The 19,374-nt window shown below is 71.5% G+C and carries 19 protein-coding genes; 10 read left to right on the top strand and 9 right to left on the bottom strand.

Translation table 11 applies throughout. The annotated features are described in order from the left end of the window. Window positions 1–58 precede the first annotated feature (58 nt). Together CLV71_RS20225 and CLV71_RS20220 are read left to right on the top strand one after the other, a co-directional pair. Window positions 59–1,663: a glycosyl hydrolase family 18 protein gene (locus CLV71_RS20225; protein WP_133904392.1), complete on the top strand. Its 1,605-nt coding sequence runs from the start codon at window positions 59–61 to the stop codon at window positions 1,661–1,663. Between the two features lie 382 nt (window positions 1,664–2,045). Beyond that, complete coding sequence (locus CLV71_RS20220) at window positions 2,046–2,708, top strand: LuxR C-terminal-related transcriptional regulator (RefSeq protein WP_133904391.1); 663 nt, start codon at window positions 2,046–2,048, stop codon at window positions 2,706–2,708. Here the strand turns inward: CLV71_RS20220 and CLV71_RS20215 are convergent, their stop codons facing one another. Both CLV71_RS20215 and CLV71_RS20210 read right to left on the bottom strand, forming a co-directional pair. Then, window positions 2,709–3,383 (bottom strand): response regulator, encoded by a 675-nt coding sequence (locus tag CLV71_RS20215; protein WP_133904390.1) that lies wholly within the window; start codon window positions 3,381–3,383, stop codon window positions 2,709–2,711. After that, window positions 3,380–4,573, bottom strand: a complete 1,194-nt coding sequence (locus tag CLV71_RS20210; RefSeq protein ID WP_208297637.1) for a sensor histidine kinase — start codon at window positions 4,571–4,573, stop codon at window positions 3,380–3,382. Before CLV71_RS20210 ends, CLV71_RS20215 begins: the two co-directional genes overlap by 4 nt. 142 nt (window positions 4,574–4,715) lie before the next feature. On the opposite strand from CLV71_RS20210, the gene CLV71_RS20205 reads away from it, so the two are divergent. Together CLV71_RS20205 and CLV71_RS20200 are read left to right on the top strand one after the other, a co-directional pair. Further along, on the top strand, window positions 4,716–5,645 hold the full coding sequence (locus CLV71_RS20205; protein WP_133904389.1) for an ABC transporter ATP-binding protein: 930 nt from the start codon (window positions 4,716–4,718) through the stop codon (window positions 5,643–5,645). After that, complete coding sequence (locus CLV71_RS20200; RefSeq protein ID WP_133904388.1) at window positions 5,642–6,403, top strand: ABC transporter permease subunit; 762 nt, start codon at window positions 5,642–5,644, stop codon at window positions 6,401–6,403. Before CLV71_RS20205 ends, CLV71_RS20200 begins: the two co-directional genes overlap by 4 nt. 10 nt (window positions 6,404–6,413) lie before the next feature. Here the strand turns inward: CLV71_RS20200 and CLV71_RS20195 are convergent, their stop codons facing one another. After that, complete coding sequence (locus CLV71_RS20195; protein WP_133904387.1) at window positions 6,414–7,181, bottom strand: hypothetical protein; 768 nt, start codon at window positions 7,179–7,181, stop codon at window positions 6,414–6,416. Between the two features lie 223 nt (window positions 7,182–7,404). Between CLV71_RS20195 and CLV71_RS20190 the strand changes: the two genes are divergently transcribed. The 6 genes from CLV71_RS20190 (at window position 7,405) to CLV71_RS20165 (ending at window position 11,934) form a co-directional block, all read left to right on the top strand. Beyond that, window positions 7,405–7,533, top strand: a complete 129-nt coding sequence (locus CLV71_RS20190) for a lasso RiPP family leader peptide-containing protein (protein WP_133904386.1) — start codon at window positions 7,405–7,407, stop codon at window positions 7,531–7,533. 91 nt (window positions 7,534–7,624) lie between these two features. Beyond that, entirely contained in the window at window positions 7,625–9,439 is a 1,815-nt protein-coding gene (locus CLV71_RS20185) for an asparagine synthase-related protein (protein ID WP_133904385.1), read from the top strand. After that, complete coding sequence (locus CLV71_RS20180; RefSeq protein WP_133904384.1) at window positions 9,436–9,696, top strand: lasso peptide biosynthesis PqqD family chaperone; 261 nt, start codon at window positions 9,436–9,438, stop codon at window positions 9,694–9,696. The genes CLV71_RS20185 and CLV71_RS20180 overlap by 4 nt, the downstream gene beginning before the upstream one ends. Further along, window positions 9,693–10,121, top strand: a complete 429-nt coding sequence (locus tag CLV71_RS20175) for a lasso peptide biosynthesis B2 protein (protein ID WP_133904383.1) — start codon at window positions 9,693–9,695, stop codon at window positions 10,119–10,121. The genes CLV71_RS20180 and CLV71_RS20175 overlap by 4 nt, the downstream gene beginning before the upstream one ends. Further along, on the top strand, window positions 10,118–11,089 hold the full coding sequence (locus CLV71_RS20170; RefSeq protein ID WP_133904382.1) for an ATP-binding cassette domain-containing protein: 972 nt from the start codon (window positions 10,118–10,120) through the stop codon (window positions 11,087–11,089). The genes CLV71_RS20175 and CLV71_RS20170 overlap by 4 nt, the downstream gene beginning before the upstream one ends. Further along, the gene (locus CLV71_RS20165; RefSeq protein WP_133904381.1) at window positions 11,086–11,934 is read left to right on the top strand and encodes an ABC transporter permease; all 849 of its coding nucleotides are present in this window, start codon (window positions 11,086–11,088) and stop codon (window positions 11,932–11,934) included. Before CLV71_RS20170 ends, CLV71_RS20165 begins: the two co-directional genes overlap by 4 nt. 54 nt (window positions 11,935–11,988) lie before the next feature. Here the strand turns inward: CLV71_RS20165 and CLV71_RS20160 are convergent, their stop codons facing one another. From CLV71_RS20160 to CLV71_RS20135, 6 genes are all read right to left on the bottom strand, one after another. After that, complete coding sequence (locus CLV71_RS20160) at window positions 11,989–12,786, bottom strand: hypothetical protein (RefSeq protein WP_133904380.1); 798 nt, start codon at window positions 12,784–12,786, stop codon at window positions 11,989–11,991. A 26-nt stretch (window positions 12,787–12,812) separates the two neighbouring features. After that, the gene (locus tag CLV71_RS20155) at window positions 12,813–13,970 is read right to left on the bottom strand and encodes an FAD-dependent monooxygenase (protein WP_133904379.1); all 1,158 of its coding nucleotides are present in this window, start codon (window positions 13,968–13,970) and stop codon (window positions 12,813–12,815) included. Window positions 13,971–14,117: 147 nt separating this feature from the next. Continuing rightward, entirely contained in the window at window positions 14,118–15,536 is a 1,419-nt protein-coding gene (locus CLV71_RS20150; RefSeq protein ID WP_133904378.1) for a cation:proton antiporter, read from the bottom strand. Between the two features lie 30 nt (window positions 15,537–15,566). Further along, window positions 15,567–16,100 carry a flavin reductase family protein gene (locus CLV71_RS20145; protein ID WP_243866602.1) on the bottom strand — a complete coding sequence of 178 codons (534 nt, stop codon included), beginning with the start codon at window positions 16,098–16,100 and terminating at the stop codon, window positions 15,567–15,569. Between the two features lie 25 nt (window positions 16,101–16,125). After that, window positions 16,126–17,247 (bottom strand): tryptophan dimethylallyltransferase family protein, encoded by a 1,122-nt coding sequence (locus CLV71_RS20140; RefSeq protein ID WP_166664174.1) that lies wholly within the window; start codon window positions 17,245–17,247, stop codon window positions 16,126–16,128. Beyond that, the coding region (locus tag CLV71_RS20135) for an alpha/beta fold hydrolase (RefSeq protein WP_133904376.1) at window positions 17,247–19,374 on the bottom strand (2,128 nt) is incomplete at its 5' end. The genes CLV71_RS20140 and CLV71_RS20135, both read right to left, overlap by 1 nt.

Raw genomic sequence — 19,374 nt, 5'->3', positions numbered from 1 at the left:
TGTGGTCTAGACCACATGTTGGGGACAACACTCCCCCTGCGGATCGACTAGGAGTCCCATGACAAGACTGAGATGGCCCCACATGGTGGGGATCTGCGCCGCGACGGTCGCGCTCGTGCTCGGGGTCACCGCGGTGCCCGCGTCGGGCGCGGGTGGGGTCTCGGCGACCTTCACCAAGGGATCCGACTGGGGCACCGGCTACGAGGGCAAGTACACGATCGCCAACGGCAGCACCGCCACGCGCACGTCGTGGCAGGTCGAGTTCGACCTGCCGTCCGGGCACCGGATCGCCAGCCTGTGGGACGGCAGCTACACCGCGAGCGGTCAGCACGTGACCGTCAAGGGCACCTGGAACGGCACCATCTCCCCGGGTGCGTCGGTCAGCTTCGGGTTCAACGTCGCCTACTCCGGCGCGTACTCCGCACCCGCCAACTGCAAGCTGGACGGCGGCTCGTGCGGCTCCGGTGGCACGCCACCGACCGACCCGCCGCCGACGGACCCGCCGCCCACCGATCCCCCGCCCACCGACCCGCCGCCCAACACCGGCGGTCTCACCAAGCTCGGGTACTTCGCGCAGTGGGGCGTGTACGGCCGCCAGTACTTCGTGAAGAACATCGTCACCAGCGGCTCGGCCGCGAAGCTGACGCACCTCAACTACGCGTTCGGCAACGTGACGAACGGGCAGTGCGCGATCGGTGACTCCTACGCCGACTACGACATGGCCTACACCACGGCCAACAGCGTCGACGGCGTGGCGGACACGTGGGACGCGGGCGCGTTGCGGGGCAGCTTCAACCAGCTGCGCAAACTCAAGCGCCAGTTCCCGAACATCAAGATCCTGTTCTCCTTCGGCGGCTGGACGTGGTCCGGCGGCTTCGGCCAGGCGGCGGCGAACCCGGCGGCGTTCGCCGACTCCTGCTACCGGCTCGTCGAGGACCCCCGCTGGGCCGACGTGTTCGACGGCATCGACATCGACTGGGAGTACCCGAACGCCTGTGGCCTGTCCTGCGACACCAGTGGCGCGGCGTCGTTCAAGAACCTGATGCAGGCTCTGCGCACCAGGTTCGGCTCCAGCTACCTGGTCACCGCCGCGATCACCGCGGACGGCTCGGCAGGCGGCAAGATCGACGCGGCCGACTACGGCGGCGCCTCGCAGTACGTCAACTGGTACAACGTCATGTCCTACGACTACTTCGGCGCCTTCAACCCGCAGGGCCCGACGGCCCCGCACTCGCCGCTGACGTCGTACGCGGGCATCCCGCAGGCCGGGTTCAACTCCGACGCGGCCATCCAGAAGCTGAAGAGCAAGGGTGTCCCGTCGAGCAAACTGTTGCTGGGCATCGGGTTCTACGGCCGAGGGTGGACGGGTGTCACCCAGGAGGCGCCCGGCGGCACCGCGACGGGTGCCGCGCCGGGGACCTACGAGGCGGGCATCGAGGACTACAAGGTCCTCAAGACCCGCTGTCCCGCCAACAGGACGATCGCGGGCACCGCGTACGGCAAGTGCGGCAGCGAGTGGTGGAGCTACGACACCCCGGCGACGATAGGCAGCAAGCTGTCCTGGGCCAGGTCCCAGGGCCTCGGCGGCGCCTTCTTCTGGGAGCTGTCCGGCGACACCGCCAACGGTGAGCTGGTCACGGCCTTCGGCAACGGCCTCGGCTGACACATCTTCTCGCCCCGACAGCGGCCACCACGAGCGACCATTCCCGCTCGTGGTGGCCGCTCGTTTTGTCGTGCGGGCCGAGGACACGATCTTGGCAAACCGCGCGCAGCGACAAGTCGTCCGACCTCCGCGCCCGTATCCCCCGTCGGTAACCCGTATTCGGATCGCCGCGATGGTCAACCGCCTTCCGACCACCGCTGCCGGTCGTTGACGCGGGCCCGTGTGCCTCGGTAGGTTCGAATTGGGGAAGATTCACCGCAAATCCTGGGGGAAGAATGACTACGCCTTGCGCGGAGTGGATTGTCGGCGGTCGCACCGGATTACGCATTGACGTCAGATCGGGAGCCGCGCGAACCTTGGTGATTTGCCTGTTTGATCCGTCATGACCGTCCGGCTGTTTCTCGTCGACGAGTACCCGCTCTACCGGTCCGGGGTGCGCGTCGCGGTCCAGGCCGACGGAGACGTCCAGGTGGTCGGTGAGGCGTCGACCGGCAACGAGGCCGTGCGGCTGCTGCGGAACACCACCGTCGACGCCGACGTCGTGCTGATGGAGGTGGACCTGCCCGACATCTCCGGCATCGACGCCGCCAGGACGATCGTCGCCGACAGCGAGGCACGCGGCACCCCACCACCCAGGGTGCTGATGGTCTCCGCCTCCGACGCCGGGCACGCCGTGGTGGCCGCGATGCGTGCGGGCACGAGCGGTTACCTGGCGAAAGGGGCCTCACACGTCGAGTTGCTGCAGGCCGTGCGCATCGCCGCCGCTGGTGGGGCGGTGTTCAGTCCCAACGTGGCGAGGCGCCTTGGCGAGTACTTCTCCGTGGTCCACGAGTATCCCAGCCACGCCGCGTTTCCCACCCTCACCGACCGGGAGCGGCAGGTGCTCGACCTGATCGCCCGCGGCTGTGACAACCGGCGGATCGCCAGACAGCTGGTGCTCTCGGAGAAGACCATCCGCAACCACGTCACCCACCTGTTCGGGAAACTGCAGGTCAAGGACAGGGCGACGGCCGCGGTCCGCGCACGGGAGGCGGGGATGGGGTAGTCACTCGGAGGAGATGGCGACGAGGCCGCTCTCGTAGGCGGCGATCACCAGCTGGGCCCGGTCCCGCGCACGCAGCTTCTCGCGCAGGTGCCCGACGTGCGTGCGGACCGTGGCCGGGCTGATCCCGAGCTGCTCGTTGATCTCGACGTTGGACAGGCCCCTGCCGATGAGCGTGAGCACCTCGCGTTCACGCGCGGTCACGCCGTCGAGCTCGCGGCTCACGGGCCGGGACACCGCGGGCCGCCTGGCGAACTCCGCGATGAGCCTCCTGGTGACCGACGGCGACAGGAGGCCGTCGCCACCGGCGACGACGCGGATCGCGGCCAGCAGGTCCTGCGGCGGGGTGTCCTTGAGCAGGAACCCGCTGGCTCCCGCGCGCAGCGCCGCGTAGACGTAGGAGTCCATGTCGAACATGGTGAGCATCAGGATCCGGGTGCCGCCCCCACCCGGCGCGGCGCAGATCCGCCTGGTGGCCTCGATGCCGTCGATCCCGGGCATGCGCACGTCCATGAGCACCACGTCGGGCCGGTGGCGTTCGGCCGCCGCGACCGCCTCGGCACCGTCGCCCGCCTCGCCGACGACGGTGAGCCCCGGCGCGGTGTCCACCAGCACCCGGAAACTCCCGCGCAGCAGCGCCTGGTCGTCGACGACCAGTACGCGGATCGGGTCGCTCATGACGCCCCGCCCACCTCCACCGGCTGGTACGGCAGGCACGCCGACACGGCGAACCCGCCGTCCGGCCGGGGCCCCGTGACGAGCGTCCCGCCGAACATGGCGACCCGTTCACGCATCCCGATCAGCCCGTGACCACCGGGCTCCCCCGCCGCGCCACCGTGTGCGCGTGCCCCGGCGCCGTCGTCGACCACGTCGATCCGCACCTGCGGACCGGTGGTCTCGATCGACACCCGGCACCGCGCGGGCCCGGCGTGCTTCGCGACGTTGGTCAGCGCTTCCTGGACGATCCGGTACACCGACACTCCCAGGCCCTCCGGCAGCCGGTCCTCACCGCACACCGACAACTCGACCTCGACACCGGACCCGGCCGCCGTCGCGACCAGGTCGGGCAGGCGCGCGAGGCCGGGGACGGGTCCCAGCTCGTCCGCACTTGGCTCCGAACGCAGGAGCGCGAGCATGTTCCGCATCTCGACGAGCGACATCCGGCTGGTGGCCTCGATGACCCGCAGCGCGTCGTGTGCCTCCTGCGGCCGGACCGTGAACACGTGGTTGGCGACCGCGGCCTTCACCGCGATCAGGCCCATGCCGTGGGTGACGATGTCGTGCAGCTCGCGGGCGATCCGCAGGCGTTCCTCCGCCACTGCCTGCGTGGCCAGCCCTTCGGCGCGGCGGCCCGCGTACGCACGGCGCTCGGCCACCGCCCGGCCGATCGTCCAGCCGCCACCCAGCGCGGCCGCGCCGAACACGACGATGCCCACGTTCCCGGAGACGAGCGACGGCGGCAGCGCCAGCGTGCCGACGAACAGGCAGAACGCGCTGACCACCGCGATCGCCGAGGTCGGCACCCAGGTCCGGCGCGGCGTGGTGAGGGCGACCGGGTACAGCGCGTAGGCGGCGGCCAGGACCGGCTCGTCGAGCACGTTGGCCACCATCGACACGACCGACACGGCGAGCACGACCGCGAAGACCGGCACCGGCCAGAGCCTGCGAACCGCGACCGGCAGCGCGATGGCCGCCGCGACCAGGCACCGCGACCACACGGGCAGCGCCGGTACCCGTCCATCCGCGTCGGTCACCGCGTACGCGATGAGGATCGCGGCGTAGAGCGCGGCCACCAGGCAGTCGAGCGCGACCAGTCGTTCGCGGCTCAGCTCCCTCGTGAGGAACGACCGCAGGTCGGAGTGCGCCACAGGCCAAACGTAGCGTGGTGCGGCGGCGACGGCATCGGACCCCGCGCCGACCCTGACGCCCCCGTCTACGACTTTGGGCGTAGTCCGGAGTTCGGTTCCTCCTCCGATGTGCCGGGCCCTCCGTTCGCGGGATCGTTGCCAGGTGATCGAACTCAGAGGCCTGACGAAACGCTACGGCGCGGCGACCGTCGTCGACGGGCTGACCTTCGGGGTGGTTCCCGGGCAGGTGACAGGGTTCCTCGGCCCGAACGGCGCGGGCAAGTCCACCACACTGCGCATGGTTCTCGGCCTGACCCGGCCCACCGGCGGCGAGGTCCTCATCGACGGCAGCCACTACCGCGATCTCACCGATCCGCTGCGTCAGGTCGGCGCGCTGCTCGAGACCAGGTCCGTGCACCCCGGCCGCAGCGCACACGACCACCTGCTCTGCCTCGCCCAGAGCAACCGGATCCCGAGGGGGCGGGTGGCCGAGGTGCTCGGCATCGTCGGGCTGGAAAGCGTGGCAGGCAAGCGGGCCGGGGAGTTCTCGCTCGGCATGGGCCAGCGGCTCGGCATCGCCGCGGCACTGCTTGGGGACCCGCCGATCCTGCTCTTCGACGAACCGGTCAACGGGCTCGACCCGGAGGGCATCCGGTGGATCCGCAACCTCATGCGCCAGTTCGCCTCGGAGGGCCGCACCGTGCTCGTCTCCAGCCACCTGATGGCGGAGATGGCGCTGACCGCGGACCATCTCGTGGTCATCGGCGGCGGCAGGCTGCTCGCCGACACCACGATGGCCGAGTTCACCGAGGGCAACGCGCAGGGCTTCGTCCGCATCGCCACCCCGGAGCCTCGGCGGCTGCTGGACCTGCTCCGCGACTCCGGGATCGCCGTCGAGCAGGCGGCCGACGGCACCCTGTCCGCCACCGGCGCGGACGCCAGGAGCATCAGCGCGCTGGCCGCGGACCACGGGGTGCCGCTGGACGAGCTCAGCACCCGGTCGGCGTCGCTCGAGGAGGCGTTCATGCGGTTGACCACCGGCACAGCCGAGTTCCTCGGTGGGGCCGAGTCGCGGGAAGCGGGGCGGAGATGAACACGGCGGTGCTGCTGAGCGAGTGGACCAAGATCAGGACCGTCCGGTCGACGCGGTGGACACTCGCGATGACCCTCGTCGTCAGTCTGGGCATCAGCGTCGGGATCTCCTACGCCAACCGGAGCGCGTTCGCCAGGATGACCCCGGAGCAGATCAGCACGTTCGACCCGGTCTACAACGGCTTCGCGGGCCTCGCGTTCGGACAGATCATCCTGCTGGCGTTCGGTGTGCTGGTGGTGAGCGCCGAGTACACCTCGGGGTCGATCCTCTCGTCGCTGGCCGCGGTGCCGGGACGCGGCGTCCTCTACGGCGCCAAGCTGCTCGCCACTATCGCACCGGCCCTGCTGGTCTCCCTCGTGACCGCGTTCGCGGCGTTCTTCGCCGGTCAGGCGGCACTGGGCGACGGGCACAACGTGGCGATCACCGATCCCGGTGCGTTGCGGTCGGTCCTCGGCGCGGCCGCCTACATGGTGCTGATCTGCGCGTTCTCCCTCGGCGTCGCGACGATGCTGCGGAGCTCGGTGCTCTCCCTCGCGCTCCTCATCCCGCTGCTCTTCATCGTCTCGCCGATCCTCGGCAACATCGAGGCGCTGAAGTCCGTGGCCCGGTTCCTCCCGGACCAGGCGGGCACGCGGATGTTCCGGGTGCTGCCGAACGAGGACGCGCTGGGACCGGGGCAGGGACTCTTGGTGCTGGTCGGGTGGACGGTGCTCGCCCTGCTCGGCGGCTACCTGGTGCTCCGATCCCGCGACGCCTGACACCCCGCGATCACGGTGCGGGGTAAGGGAACGACTGGAAGGCGCGGTCCATCTCGCCCGGCGTGCGGCACTCCCAGCGGCGGATCAACCGCTCGGCGGTGTGGCAGGCGATCGGCGGGTTGACCTGGCCGACGGCCGGCTTCGTGGTCGACTGGACCTCCCAGCCCAGCCCCACGAGCCGGTCGAGGCGGTTCCAGCGCGCCCGGTCGATGCCCAGCAGGGTGAGCCCACGGTTCACCGCGTGCCAGAAGTGCCAGGACGTCGTCGTCTTGCCGTCGGCCGAGGTGTTGTCCATCGTCATCATGTGTATCTCGTTGGGGTGCGGCATTCTCGGGTCGTAGAGGACACCGTTTCCCATGTGGACGAAGCTCCACGCCAGTGCCCGCTCGTCGCGCGGGTAGTACCGGTCGAACAGATCGAGCTGCACCACGGAGAACACCTCGAACGCGTGCCGCGCGCGGCGGATCCGGTCCAGATAGGACTCCGGGTAGGTGCCCTGCTCGCGGGTCTGGATGTAGAGATCGAGCAGGCTCAGCGGCGAGCCCTGCGCGGCCGCGTCCAGTTCCCCGTAGGCCGCCACGACCTCCGCCGACGGCGCGTAGGAGAACTCCATCTCGTAGGCGTACCACAGTTCGTTGGCGCGGCGGTCACCGCGCATGCCCGGCACCTCGGGAAATTCCGACGCGTGCGCGACCGGTGCCAACAGGACGCTCGCCCCGACGGCCGCGGTGGCGGCCAGTCCTGATTTCAGCACGCGCCGACGACTCAGTTCCGACATGTTCGTTACTCCCCCGGATTCCGCTGCCCTTTCGGTCACCGATCGTTTACGCCACTCCCGTGGCTGTCAAGACAATCGGGTCAACTGCCGAGCGGGCGGCGGCGGTTCGGGACACGGTCGGGACCGGAATCCCGCATTCCCGGGACTTGAGGCCGTCTACGTTGGAATCGTTCGACGAGGTGGGCGCGCACACCTCCGGTTCACAACGAGATGGGGAACAAGCATGAAGCACGACGACGTTTACGAGGCTCCCGCACTGGTCGAGGTCGGCGACTTCGCCGAGTTGACCCTGGGCCTCCCCTGGGGCGGGAACATCGACAACTTCAACGCGAACACCCCTATCTGGGGCTGATCGCGAACGCTCACGCGGGGCGCCACCACGGTGGCCCCGCGTGGGCGGGCACGCCGAAAGAATTTCCGAAGCCGTGTCGGAAGCTGGAGAGATGCGAATTCTGTTCTTCCCCGACGGGGCGGCCGGCGCCGCGCCGGCCGGGAAGCGAGGCACCCGAAGCATCACGCACCCGTCCGGGCGGCCGTGGATCGTCGGCGAATGGGCGGACGAGGACATCATGGTCGTGGACGCGGGGACCCGGCGGCTGGTCCTGCTCGGTCGTGCGCGGCTCGACGCCGGGGCCGCCGAACGCGCGCTCGCCAGGGCGGCGTCACCACAGGAACTCGACGCGGTGGCGGCCACCGTGCGCGGCGCCGCGCACCTGGCGGTCTCCTTCGACGGCCGGACGCGACTGCGGGGCACCCTTTCGACCGCGTGTCAGATCTTCCACACCACCGTCGCGAGCACGACGGTGGCCGCGACGGATCCCGGTCTGCTGACCGTGTTCACCGGTGCGAAGCTGGACGAGGAAGCGCTGACACTGCGGCTGATCGTCCCCCGCGCACCGTGGCCACTGTGCCTTTCGACCGTGTGGGCCGGGATCGAGCCGGTGCCGGTCGGACACTGGCTCGAGCTCACCGCCGACGGCGGCGCCCGCACCGTGCGCTGGTGGCGGCCACCCACTCCCGACGTGCCCGCCGCCGTCGCCGCCGAGGCGGTGCGTGCCGAGGTGCTGGACGCCGTCGAGGTCCGCGGCCGGGGCCAGCGGCTGCTCAGCGCCGACCTCTCCGGCGGCATGGACTCCACCAGCCTGTGCTTCGCCGCCGCCCACACGGGGATGAACCTCCTCACTCACCACTGGAAACCGCTCGACGAGGCGAACGACGACACGCGCTGGGCCGAGTACGCCACGAGCAGACTGCCGTCCGCCCGGCACCGGTCCGTGGCGCCGACGGCCGGGCCGAGGCGGTACTCGGCCCGGCCGGACGCCGAATACACCGACGACGCGGAAGGGCCCCTCACCTGGAGCTCGAACCGGGACCGGACGGAGTACCTGGCCAAGGCGGTCGCGGCCGAGGGGTCGGCCGTGCACCTGCTGGGCGTCGGCGGCGACGAGCTGTTCGGCGCACTGCCCGCCTACCTGCACTCACGCTTGCGCGCCCACCCACTGCGCAGCATCCCGATCATCCGCCGGGCCCGCAACGTCAACCGGTGGGGGCTCCGGTCGACATTGCTGGCACTGGCGGACAACACGCCGTTCGGGCGGTCGCTGCGCGCGAGCGCGGACCAGCTCGGCGACCCGCCCGCGCACTATTCCGAAGCCCCGTTCGGCTGGCACGGTGGTGCACGAGTGCCGCACTGGGTAACAACGTCCGCCAGGGACTCGGCGCGGGCCGCGATCGTCGCCGCGGCCGATTCCGCGCCGCTGGCACCGGAACGGGTCATCCACCAGGCACTCGAGTTCGTCGTGCTGAACGGCGGTGCACTCCGTGAGCTGAACGCCGCGGTGCGCGCCACCGGCGTCCGGTTCGAGGCACCCCTCATGGACGATCCGGTGATCGAGGCCGCGCTGTCGGTCCGTCTCGCCGAACGCGGCGGGCGCGGGCTGTACAAGCCGGTGCTGGCGGCCGCCATGCGCGGGATCGTGCCGGACGAGCTGCTCGGCAGGCGCACCAAGGGCGAGTTCAGCGCCGAGATCTACGACGGGCTGCGCCACAACCGCGACGAGCTCGTCGCCCTGTGCGACGACCTCAGGCTCGCCGAGCTCGGCCTCGTCGACGCGGATGCTCTCCGGACCGCGCTCCTGAACCTCGGCCCGACCACCCAGGCGGTCTCACCGCTGGAGAACACGCTGGCCTGCGAGCGCTGGTTGCGTTCGCCGAGCGCCACGCCGGAACCCGCTTTCGCGGCAGGAGGAACACCATGACCCTCGCCCTCGCACGCGACGTCACGGCCACCGAGACCGAGGACGGCATGGTGCTGCTCAACGAGCGCGACGGGAAGTACTGGCAGTTGAACCGGACCGGTGCGGCCACCCTGCGGCTGCTGCTGGACGGGCACCCGCCGGAGGACGCCGCGGCGCGGCTCGTGGCGGGCAGGCCGGAGCTGTCCGAGCGCGTCCGCACCGACGTTCGGGCGCTGCTCGGCAGCCTGCGTGCCGCCGGACTGGTGGTGACGGCATGACCATGCCGGTCGTCGCCGAGGAGACCGTCCGGCTGAGCCCGCGCCGCGCGCTCTCCGCACGCGCGGCCGTGGGGCTCGCGCGGCTGCTGATCCTGCTGCCGCCGCGCCGGTTGCGGCTGATGCTCACCGTGCTCCGCCGTGGTGCCCGCCCCGCCACCGCCGAGCGGGCACTCCGCGCGCGGCAGGCCGTCGTCAGCGTCAGCGCGCGCTGCGCAGGGCAGGGCTGCCTGCAGCGGTCGGTCGCCGCGGCGTTGCTCACCCGGCTGTCCGGCCAGTGGCCCGACTGGTGCACCGGCATCCGCACCGCGCCGTTCCGGGCGCACGCCTGGCTCGAGGTGGCGGGCGAACCCGTCGGCGAACCAGCGGACACGGCCCTGTTCCGCGCGACCATGACCGTCCGCCACGACGCCGGGACGCGCCGGTGACCGCCGCCATCCAGACCAGCGGGCTGCGAAAACACTACGGCGCGGCAGAGGCCGTGGCCGGGCTGGACCTGACCGTCCCCACGGGGACGGTCTTCGGCTTCCTCGGCCCCAACGGTGCGGGCAAGAGCACCACCATCGGCATGCTGTGCACGCTGCTGCGGCCGACGGGCGGCACGGCCGAGGTCGCCGGGCACGACGTGGTCCGGGAACCGGACGCGGTACGCCGCCGGATCGGGCTCATCTTCCAGGAGTCCACCGTGGACGTCGACCTGACCGCGGCGGAGAACCTGCGCTTCCAGGCCGAGCTGTTCGGCATGCCGCGCCGGGTGGCCCGCGCCGCGATCACCGGGGCACTCGCACTGGTGGAGCTCACCGACCGCGCGGACGAGGAGGTCCGCACGTTCTCCGGCGGGATGCGCAGGCGGCTGGAGATCGCCAGGGGGCTGCTGCACACCCCGCGCGTGCTCTTCCTCGACGAGCCGACCACCGGGCTGGACCCGCAGACGCGGGTCGCCATCTGGGCGCACCTGCACCGGCTGCGTGCCGAGCGGGACATCACCGTCTTCCTCACCACGCACCACCTCGAGGAGGCCGAGCACTGCGACCGGCTCGCCATCCTGGACAGCGGCAGGCTGGTCGTGACGGGCACGCCCGCCGAGCTGAAGGCGACCATCGGCGCCGACCTCGTGGTCGTGCGGACCGGCGACGACCACGAGACGGTCCGGATCCTGCGCGACCGCTTCGGGCTGACCGCGACAGCGGAGCCGGACGGCGTGCACCTGCGGGTAACCGACGGCGCGGGCTTCGTGCCGCGCCTGTGCGCGGAGGTCGGGCTGCCGGTGCGGTCGGTGGCCGTCACGCCCCCGACGCTCGACGACGTCTTCCTGCACTACACCGGCCGCACCATCCGCGAGTCGGCGGAGAACCCGGCGGACCTCACCGCCGCTGTCCGGAGAGGTGGACGATGACCACGACGGCCGGCGCGGACACCACCACCCACCCGCCGGGCACGGCCGAGCTGACGGCAGGCGAGGGCCGGACGCTGCGGGCGGTGAAGGTCATGTGGCAGCGGGAGTGGATCCGGTTCAGTCGCAACAAGGTCCGGATCCTCATGGGGATGATCACCCCGATGATGTTCCTGCTCATCCTGGGCACCGGCCTGAACGGCACGGTCGGTGGCGCGGACTACCGGGCCTACCTGTTCCCCGGCGTGCTGCTGATGGCGGTGCAGTCACCCGCGATGGCCGTCGGCATCTCGATCGTCTGGGACCGGCAGTCGGGGTTCCTCCGGCAGATGCTCGTCGCGCCCGTCCGCCGCGGCGCGCTGCTGGGCGGGCTCTGCCTCGGCGGAGCCACCACGGGTGCGGTCTACGGGCTGCTCGTGCTGCTGGTCGCCGGGTACGCGGGCATCCCGTACGGCCCGGAGCTGCTGCTCGGGCTGCTGGAGGTCGCGCTGGTGGCGTTCGCCTTCACCGCGATCGGCGTGCTGGCCGCCGTGCGGATCAGGCGTATCGACACGTTCCAGATCGTCGTCGGGATCGCCGTGATGCCCATGCTCTTCCTGTCCGGGGCGATGTTCCCGGTCGGCGGGCTGCCGACGTGGCTGGGCGCCGCGGTACTGGCGAACCCGCTCACCTACGGCGTCGACGCGCTGCGGCGCACGCTCCCCGGCGATCTCGACCTCGGTGGCCTCGCCGTCGGGCCGAGGTGGTGGGGCTGGGCGCCGCCCGTGCTGCTGGAGGTCGGCATCGTGGCGCTGATCGCGGCCGTGGCGCTGATGGCGGCGACCCGCCGGTTCGCCCGCGCCGACTGAACGCGACGAGAACAGGCCCGCCGGGGTGGCGGGCCTGTTCTCGTCGTGCTCGGCTCAGGCGGCCGGTGACCCTGCCGGGTACGGGAAGGACTGGAAGTCCCGGTCGAGCTGGCGGGTGGTCCGGCACAGCCAGGTCCGCCGCAGCCCGCGCATGGTCGCGGCGGGCAGCGGGGGGTTGACCGTCCGCTGGCCGGGCTTCGCGATGGACTGGGCCGCCCAGCCGTAGGCCACGAACGGGGCCATGTCGCGCCAGCGCGCCCGGTCGATGCCCAGCACCATCATGGCGCGCAGGTAGGCGAACCAAACGTGGTAGCCGTGCGGCGGGTTCCCGCCCATGGTGTGGACCTCCTGCTTCACCGGCGCCCGCCGCGGGTCGAACAGCACACCCTGGCCGAACATGCCGTACGCCTCGGCGAGCCGGATGTCGCGACGCGGGTAGTAGGCGTCGAAGACGGTCGCCTGCACATCGGACAGCTTCTGGAGCGCGCCGCGGACCGGCGCCATCAGGTCGGCGTAGTTACCCGGGTAGTCCGGCGAGGTGACCACCGAGTTCCAGGCGTCGAGCATCCCGTTCTCGAGGTCGCCGCCGAGGTGGTCCATCATGGCCAGATAGGCGTCGTTCAGCTCCGGGTCCTGTGTGTACAGCGTCGCCTCGTCGAGCTGGTACCACAGTTCGTTCGCCAGCCGGTCCCCGGACATACCGGGCACGGGCGGCAGCCCGGCGCCGGTGCCCCTGGCGCCAGGCTCGGCCGCGGCCGAGCCTGGCGCGAGCCCGGCCATGCCCGCGGCGGCCAGCACGGCGGCCCCCGCGGACATCCGTAGCAGGCCGCGGCGATCAAGTTCGTTCGACATGGATGATCTCTCCTCCTCGTTCGGCTTCAACGCGCCACGACCTCGCCGAACAACACCCCTTCGACGTCGTAGCGCTGGATCCAGGACGTGTCCTCCACGAGCGACGCCAGCTCGCCACCTCCGCCCGGCCGCACCCTGAGCGAGCCGCTCCCCCGCGAACCGAGCTGCACCCTGGCGGTGTGCGGGCGCCGGAGGTCCTCGTACCGGCGAAGCCCGGCCCCGGGTTCGTCGGTGTGCAGGAAGTGCGCGAGCGCCACGGCGTCCTCGAGCGCCTGGTTGGCGCCCTGCCCGTGGTGGGGCAGCATCGGGTGGGCCGCGTCGCCGAGCAGCGTGACCCGGCCGGTGCCCCAGCTCTCCAGCGGCTGCCGGTCGTACAGGCCCCACCGGCGCGTCTCCCGCACCGCACCGACGAGCGCGCGGGCGTGCGGGTGCCACCTCTCGAAAAGAGCCTGGAGCTCCGCCGGGTCGCCCTCGGAACTCCAGGACTCCGTGCCACTCCCCGGGTCCGGGACGACGGCGACGAAGGTCAGGAAGCGGCCGCCGCTCACGGGGTAGCACAACAGGCGTGCCCCCGCGCCCACCCACAGGAACATCGTCTCCGGCGGCAGGTCCGGCACGCTCCCGGCCGGCACCATGCCGCGGAACGCGCTGGTACCGGAGAACACGGGCCGCTCGTGTCCGGCGACGGCGCCACGCACCACCGAGTGCATGCCGTCGGCGCCGACGAGCACGTCCGCCGTCGCGGTCCGGCCGGAGGCGAAGCTCAGGCGCACGCCGTCGCCGCGGTCGGTGAACCCGGTGAGCCGGTGGTTCAGCCGCACCCGTGCGCCTGCCGCGTGCTCGACCAGGATCCGTTGCAGGTCCGCACGATGGATCGTGTGGTAGGGGGTGCCGAACTCGGCGACCCAGTCCTCGCCCATCACCTGGCGATTGAGCGTCCTGCCGTCGTCCCAGGCGCGTACCTCCAGCGCGACGGGCCGGACCCCGGCGCGGTCCAACCAGGCCCCGAAGCCCCAGCGCCGGAGGATTCTGCTGCCGTTGCAGCCCAGGTGCATACCGGCACCGACGTCGCGCAACGCGGCGGCCTGCTCGTAGACGTCGACTTGGAAACCCTTGCGCAGCAGGGCACCGGCCACGGCGAGACCGCCGATACCCGCGCCGACGACAGCCACCCGTGAACTCATTGCCTCTCCCTCGCCGAGGCGAGCACGCGCTCGTCCCCGGCCTTCCGCGAACCTATGCGTCCCGAGGTCCCGGTTTCGTGGGAGTACGGTCCCGTCCTGGTCCCGACTGAACGGACCGGCGAGACGGCCGGTCGGCGCCCTTCGGCCTCACTGTCCTGTGTGGACGGGTGCGTGGAGAGCCGCGGTTTCCCGGCTCCTCGGCAGCAGGTAGCCGAGTAGCGGGCCGGTGAGAGCCGTGGTGACCAATGCCATCACCAGCAGCATGACGTACAGGTCACCCGAGATGATCCCCAGGGAAAGGCCGAGTTGGAGGACGATGAGCTCCGTCATGCCCCGGCAGGTCATCATCACGCCGAGGCCGAGTGAGGACCGTCCGTCCATTCCGGTCACGCGTGCCGAGGCCGCTCCGGCAACCAGCTTCGCCGCCATGGCGACCGCGACAAGCACCACGATCACCAGCCAGTTCGCGCCGCTGCCGAGGGTACCGAGGCTGACCTGGATACCGGTGACCGCGAAGAACAGTGGCATCAGGAACCACGTGGTCGGGCCCTCCAGGCGGTAGGCGAACTCGGTGACCGACCGGGATCTCGGCGCGATCACACCGGCCAGGAACGCGCCGAAGATGGCCTGGACGCCGATCGCCTGGGTGATCGCGGCGGAACACAGGAGCACTGTCATCATGACGATCGTCAGCCAGCCCCGTGAGTCCCCGGCACGGTCGGACAGCCTGGCCAGCGCAGGCCGCACGAGCCACCACATCGCCGCCGCGAAACAGACCGTCAGGCCGACGGTGCGCAGCGCGTCCACTGTCGAGTTGCCTCGGGCGATCGCCACGATGAGGGCGAGCACGCACCACCCGCTGACGTCGGCCACACCGGCCGTCGCCATGCCGAGCACACCGACCCTGGTGTCGCGCAGGCCTCGGTCGCTGAGGATCCTCGCCAGCACGGGGAACGCCGTGATACTCAGCCCGATGCCACAGAACATCACGAACGCCAGCGGCGACACCGTCTGCTGGCGGTACCCGGCCAGCATCGTCGACGCGATTACCACACCGGACAGGAACGGCAGCGCGATCGTCGCGTGTCCCGACACCAGCGCGCGAACGGCACCGTTCCTCAGCAGTGAGAACGGCGTGTCCCGGCCGACGAGGAACATGAAGAACACCACGCCCAGCTGCGCAAGCAGCGACAGGAACGCAATCATGTCCGACGTCCACAGCGCGTGCAGCAGGCCGGGTGCCACCACGCCGAGTACCGAGGGGCCGAGCAGCAGGCCCGCGGCGATCTCGCCGATCACCCGGGGCTGTCGGAGCGCGGCCAGCAGCGCGCCCATCGCGTGGGACCCGGCCATGATCAGTGCGATACCGAACAACGCCTGGTAGACGGGCACCGCCACCGCGACGTGCGGGACAGGCTCCGTCTGGTGCACCGGGCCGCCACGCAACCGGCCGAGCAGTACGACGGAGACGACGGCGGGCACCACGGCCAGCACGACGTAGCCTCCCACGACCCGCCAGCGCGGCTCGGAGGTCTCCTCCGACACCCACGACGTCTCGTCGGACACTGTGACTCCCTCGCTGTCGGCGTGCGGCGGTCAGGTTTCGGAGCGCGGCTGGCCGACGGCCCAGTACCGGCGCAGGCCGTACAGCAGCGGTCGCGGCGGCGAGGCCGTCGGCAGGTCCAGCCGGTGCACCTCGCCGAACACGACGGCGTGGTCGCCGACCCGCACGGTCCGCGTGACGCGGCAGTCGGCGATGGTGTGGGCGTCGTCGACGAGGTGCGGCCCGGCGAACGACGGGTCCCGCGCCCAGCCGACCCGGTCGAACCGGTCCGGATCGCCGGAGGCGAACAGTTCGGCCACCGGCCTCGCCTCGTCGTGCAGCAGGTTCACCGCGAACCCCGCCAGCCCGAGCACGGCCGAGAGGGTGGGGCTGCCCTCGCGCAGGCAGACCAGCAGGGTGGGTGGCCGTACCGAGACACTGCACACCGAGGAACACGTCATGCCCCGGGGCGAACCGTCCACCTCGGTCGCGGTGACGACGGCGACGCCGGTGGGGAACGTCGCCATCAGCGCACGGAACCGGCCCGAGTCCACCGGCGCCACCGCGCCGCCCATCGGCTCTCGCATGTGGTCCCCCTCTTGTCGCCGCGGTTCAGTCCACCGGCTCCCGGCCGGGACTGTTCAGGCCGGCGTACAGGGTGCACACCGGGTCGGCGGGATGCTTGTAGCCGACCCAGCTGAGCCTGCGGAGCCGGTCGCGCCGGTCGCCGCAGATCGCCGAGACCGCCGTCTCGTAGACGCCGGGGTCGACGCCGGCCATGCGCATCAGGTGCATGACCCGGGCGGCCGACACCTCGTCGTTGGCCAGGTTCGGGTCGAGCGGGGTGTACAGCGTGGCCGAGGACGGCACGTCCCGCCGGGACCGGAACGCCAGGCAGGTCATGGGTGCCTTCTCCCAGCCGGTGGCGTCCACACCGCCGCCGATCGCCTCGATGATCTCCGCGAACACGCCGTCCTTGTGGTCGGCCGCGACGGCGGCGGCCCGGTCGATGCGCTCGGCACCCACCCCGGTGTGGCGCAGGTAGACCTTCACACGGGCGTCGGCCGACGACGTCAGGTCGAGGCCGACCAGGGCCACCTCGTGCTCGGGGGCGTTCATGTCGGCGCCGCCGAAGTGGTCCACGACGGCGGCCCAGGCGTCGGCGAGACCCAGCCTGCGCAACGCCTCCTCGGTGACCCCGGCAGGCGAACGACCGGTCACGCCGGGGTTGAGGTACATCTTGAACAGCGGCGGCTCACCGACCGCGGACAACGCCACCGCGTGCATCACCGAGAACGGGCCCGCCGGGTCGCGGTCGCCGAGGAACAGGTCCTCGATCTCCAGGAACCGGCCGAGGTACACACCGAACTCCGTGGCGAGCCGCCGGGTGAACGCGTGCCCCTCCGCCTGGACGGCCCTGGGTGTCGGGTCCTGCCGCCGCACCTCGAGTAACACCCGGAACGCCTGCACTCCCGCGGCGGAGAAGGCGGCGGAGAACTCGAGCGGCGCGCCGTTGTTGGCGACCCACGAGTAGTAGTCGGCGAGGCTCTCGATCGGCGCCTGCGCCCACGCGCCGAGTACCGAGGTCAGTGACCGGGCGTGCGGGACGATGTGGTCCTCGGGCAGTGCGAGTGTCCGGCACGCGCCGTCGAAGTAGGCGTCGATCACCTCGCCGTACGTCGTCGGTGTGCGGTCGCCCGCGATCGGCCACGGCCGGAACTCCACAGTCGTCATCAGATCCGCCCCTTCCCCTTGTCGGTGCTCGTTCCGCCCGCCGGCCGTGTCCGGTCGGCAGGGTCTCCCCATCCGTGTGGTGTCGCCAGGTGGTCCTCGACGACCCTGGCGATCAGTGCGGCGGGCTCGGGTGTCAACATGTCGCGGTGCGCGCAGGGCACGGCGTGGTTGTGCACGGCGCCGCCGACGTGCCCGCGCCAGGCGTTCGCCACGTCCTGGTCGTCGCCCGCCGTGAAGAACACCACGTCGCCGTCGCACTTCCCTGGCGTGAAACCACGCAGCAGGGCGTTGTTGTTCAGCGCGGCCCTGGCGATGGCCCGTTCCCGCGTCACCAGGCGCTCCCGGACCGGGGGCTCCAGTGTGGACAGATAGCGCTCGAGCGCCCGCTCGTCGAGGCCGGCACGGCGCATCTTCGCGGCCATCATCTCGTCCTCGTTGTCGGTGATCTCCGTTGCGGCACCGGTGGGTACTCGCGTGTCGAGCAGCGCGAGCAGTGCGACCCGGTCACCCGCCTCCTGGAGCCGCGTGGCGACGGCGTGTGCGACGATCCCGCCGAACGACCAGCCGAGCAGCGCGTACGGCCCGTGCGGCTGGATCTCCCGGATCCGCTCGGCGTAGTCCTCGGCCATCTCGTCGATGCCGCGGGGTGTGCGGACGGCGTCACGCACGGCACGGGCCTGCAGTCCGTACACCGGCCTGCGGGGATCAAGGTGGGCGAGCAGCCGGGAGTACGACCAGCTCAGCCCCATGACGGGGTGCACGCAGAACAGCGGCGGCAGCGCACCGGACGTGCGCAGCGGGAGCAGCACGTCGAAGTCGTCGTCACGGCTCGCGCCGCCGGTCCGCGCGGCGAGCAGCGCGGGCGTCGGTGACTCGAACACCGACCGCACCGACAGGTCGAGTCCTGCCGCCGCCCACAGCCGCGCCACGAGCCGGGTCGCGGCGAGGGAGTGACCACCCAGGGCGAAGAAGTCGTCGTCGACGCCGACCCTCGGCAGCCCGAGCACCTCGGCGAACAACGCGCACAGCAGTTCCTCCCTCGGACTGCCCGCGGTGCCCGCGCCCGCCGCGCCCGCGAAGTCCGGTGCCGGGAGTGCCCCGCGGTCGACCTTGCCGTTGGCCGTCAACGGCATCGTGTCCAGCAGCACCACGGCCGCGGGCACCATGTAGTCGGGCAGGCGCTCGCTCAGGAACGCCCGCAGCGCGGTGGTCAGGTCACCGGCGACGGTCATCGCGTCCGCCTGCGACGTACGCACGGACGCGGCCGGCACGACGTAGGCGATCAGCCGCACGTCCCCCGGCCGGTCCTCCCTGGCGACGACCACGCTCTCGGCAACCGACCGGTGGCCGGCGAGCACACTGGTCACCTCGCCGGGCTCGACCCGGAAACCGCGGATCTTCACCTGGTCGTCGGCGCGCCCCAGGAACTCCAGGTTCCCGTCCTGCCGCCACCTGGCCACGTCCCCGGTCCGGTACATCCGCTCACCAGAGCCGAACGGACACGCCACGAACCGGTCGGCGGTCAGCGCGGCGCGACCCAGATAACCCCGGGCCACGCCGAGGCCAGCGAAGTACAGCTCGCCTGGCGCGCCCGGCGGCACCGGGGACAACCACCGGTCCAGCACGAACGCCCGGATGTTCGTCATCGGCTTCCCGATGGGCACCGGGCCGTCCGCGAGATCTCCGTCCGGGACCGGATAGTCGGTGCAGCCGACGGTGACCTCGGTCGGGCCGTAGTGGTTCACGATCGACACACCAGGGTGGGACGCCCGCCAGCGCGCCAGATCCGCGCCCTGCACCGCCGCGCCGCCGACCATCAACTGCACCGACGGGCCGAAGTCCTCGGGCAATGCGTCCATCGCGAACGACAGGTGCGCCGGGGTGACCTTCAGGAAGGTGTACGACACACCGTCCCGCTCCCCCCGTTGCGGCAACCGGTCGTCGAAGGCGGCAAGGTGTACCGATCCGCCGACCGTGAGCGCCCCGAAGAGCCCGGTCACGCCCGCGTCGAATCCCACCGACGCGTGTGCCGGCGTGGCACCCCGCAGGCTGGGGTAGGCGGTCGCGCACCGCACCACGTAGTTGGTGAGCGACCGGTGCTCGACCACCACACCCTTGGGCCGCCCC

It is taken from the genome of Actinophytocola oryzae, assembly GCF_004364325.1.
Classification (GTDB): Bacteria; Actinomycetota; Actinomycetes; order Mycobacteriales; family Pseudonocardiaceae; genus Actinophytocola; species Actinophytocola oryzae.
The sequence above is the reverse complement of the archived record's forward strand: the minus strand, read 5'-3'. Positions and strand labels throughout refer to the sequence as shown.

Excerpts from the sequence above, each read along its gene's own strand:
- CLV71_RS20225 (WP_133904392.1), top strand. The coding sequence starts at position 59 with ATGACAAGACTGAGATGGCCCCACATGGTGGGGATCTGCGCCGCGACG.
- CLV71_RS20220 (WP_133904391.1), top strand. The coding sequence starts at position 2,046 with ATGACCGTCCGGCTGTTTCTCGTCGACGAGTACCCGCTCTACCGGTCC.
- CLV71_RS20215 (WP_133904390.1), bottom strand. The coding sequence starts at position 3,383 with ATGAGCGACCCGATCCGCGTACTGGTCGTCGACGACCAGGCGCTGCTG.
- CLV71_RS20200 (WP_133904388.1), top strand. The coding sequence starts at position 5,642 with ATGAACACGGCGGTGCTGCTGAGCGAGTGGACCAAGATCAGGACCGTC.
- CLV71_RS20195 (WP_133904387.1), bottom strand. The coding sequence starts at position 7,181 with ATGTCGGAACTGAGTCGTCGGCGCGTGCTGAAATCAGGACTGGCCGCC.
- CLV71_RS20190 (WP_133904386.1), top strand. The coding sequence starts at position 7,405 with ATGAAGCACGACGACGTTTACGAGGCTCCCGCACTGGTCGAGGTCGGC.
- CLV71_RS20185 (WP_133904385.1), top strand. The coding sequence starts at position 7,625 with ATGCGAATTCTGTTCTTCCCCGACGGGGCGGCCGGCGCCGCGCCGGCC.
- CLV71_RS20180 (WP_133904384.1), top strand. The coding sequence starts at position 9,436 with ATGACCCTCGCCCTCGCACGCGACGTCACGGCCACCGAGACCGAGGAC.
- CLV71_RS20175 (WP_133904383.1), top strand. The coding sequence starts at position 9,693 with ATGACCATGCCGGTCGTCGCCGAGGAGACCGTCCGGCTGAGCCCGCGC.
- CLV71_RS20165 (WP_133904381.1), top strand. The coding sequence starts at position 11,086 with ATGACCACGACGGCCGGCGCGGACACCACCACCCACCCGCCGGGCACG.
- CLV71_RS20160 (WP_133904380.1), bottom strand. The coding sequence starts at position 12,786 with ATGTCGAACGAACTTGATCGCCGCGGCCTGCTACGGATGTCCGCGGGG.
- CLV71_RS20155 (WP_133904379.1), bottom strand. The coding sequence starts at position 13,970 with ATGAGTTCACGGGTGGCTGTCGTCGGCGCGGGTATCGGCGGTCTCGCC.
- CLV71_RS20145 (WP_243866602.1), bottom strand. The coding sequence starts at position 16,100 with ATGCGAGAGCCGATGGGCGGCGCGGTGGCGCCGGTGGACTCGGGCCGG.
- CLV71_RS20140 (WP_166664174.1), bottom strand. The coding sequence starts at position 17,247 with ATGACGACTGTGGAGTTCCGGCCGTGGCCGATCGCGGGCGACCGCACA.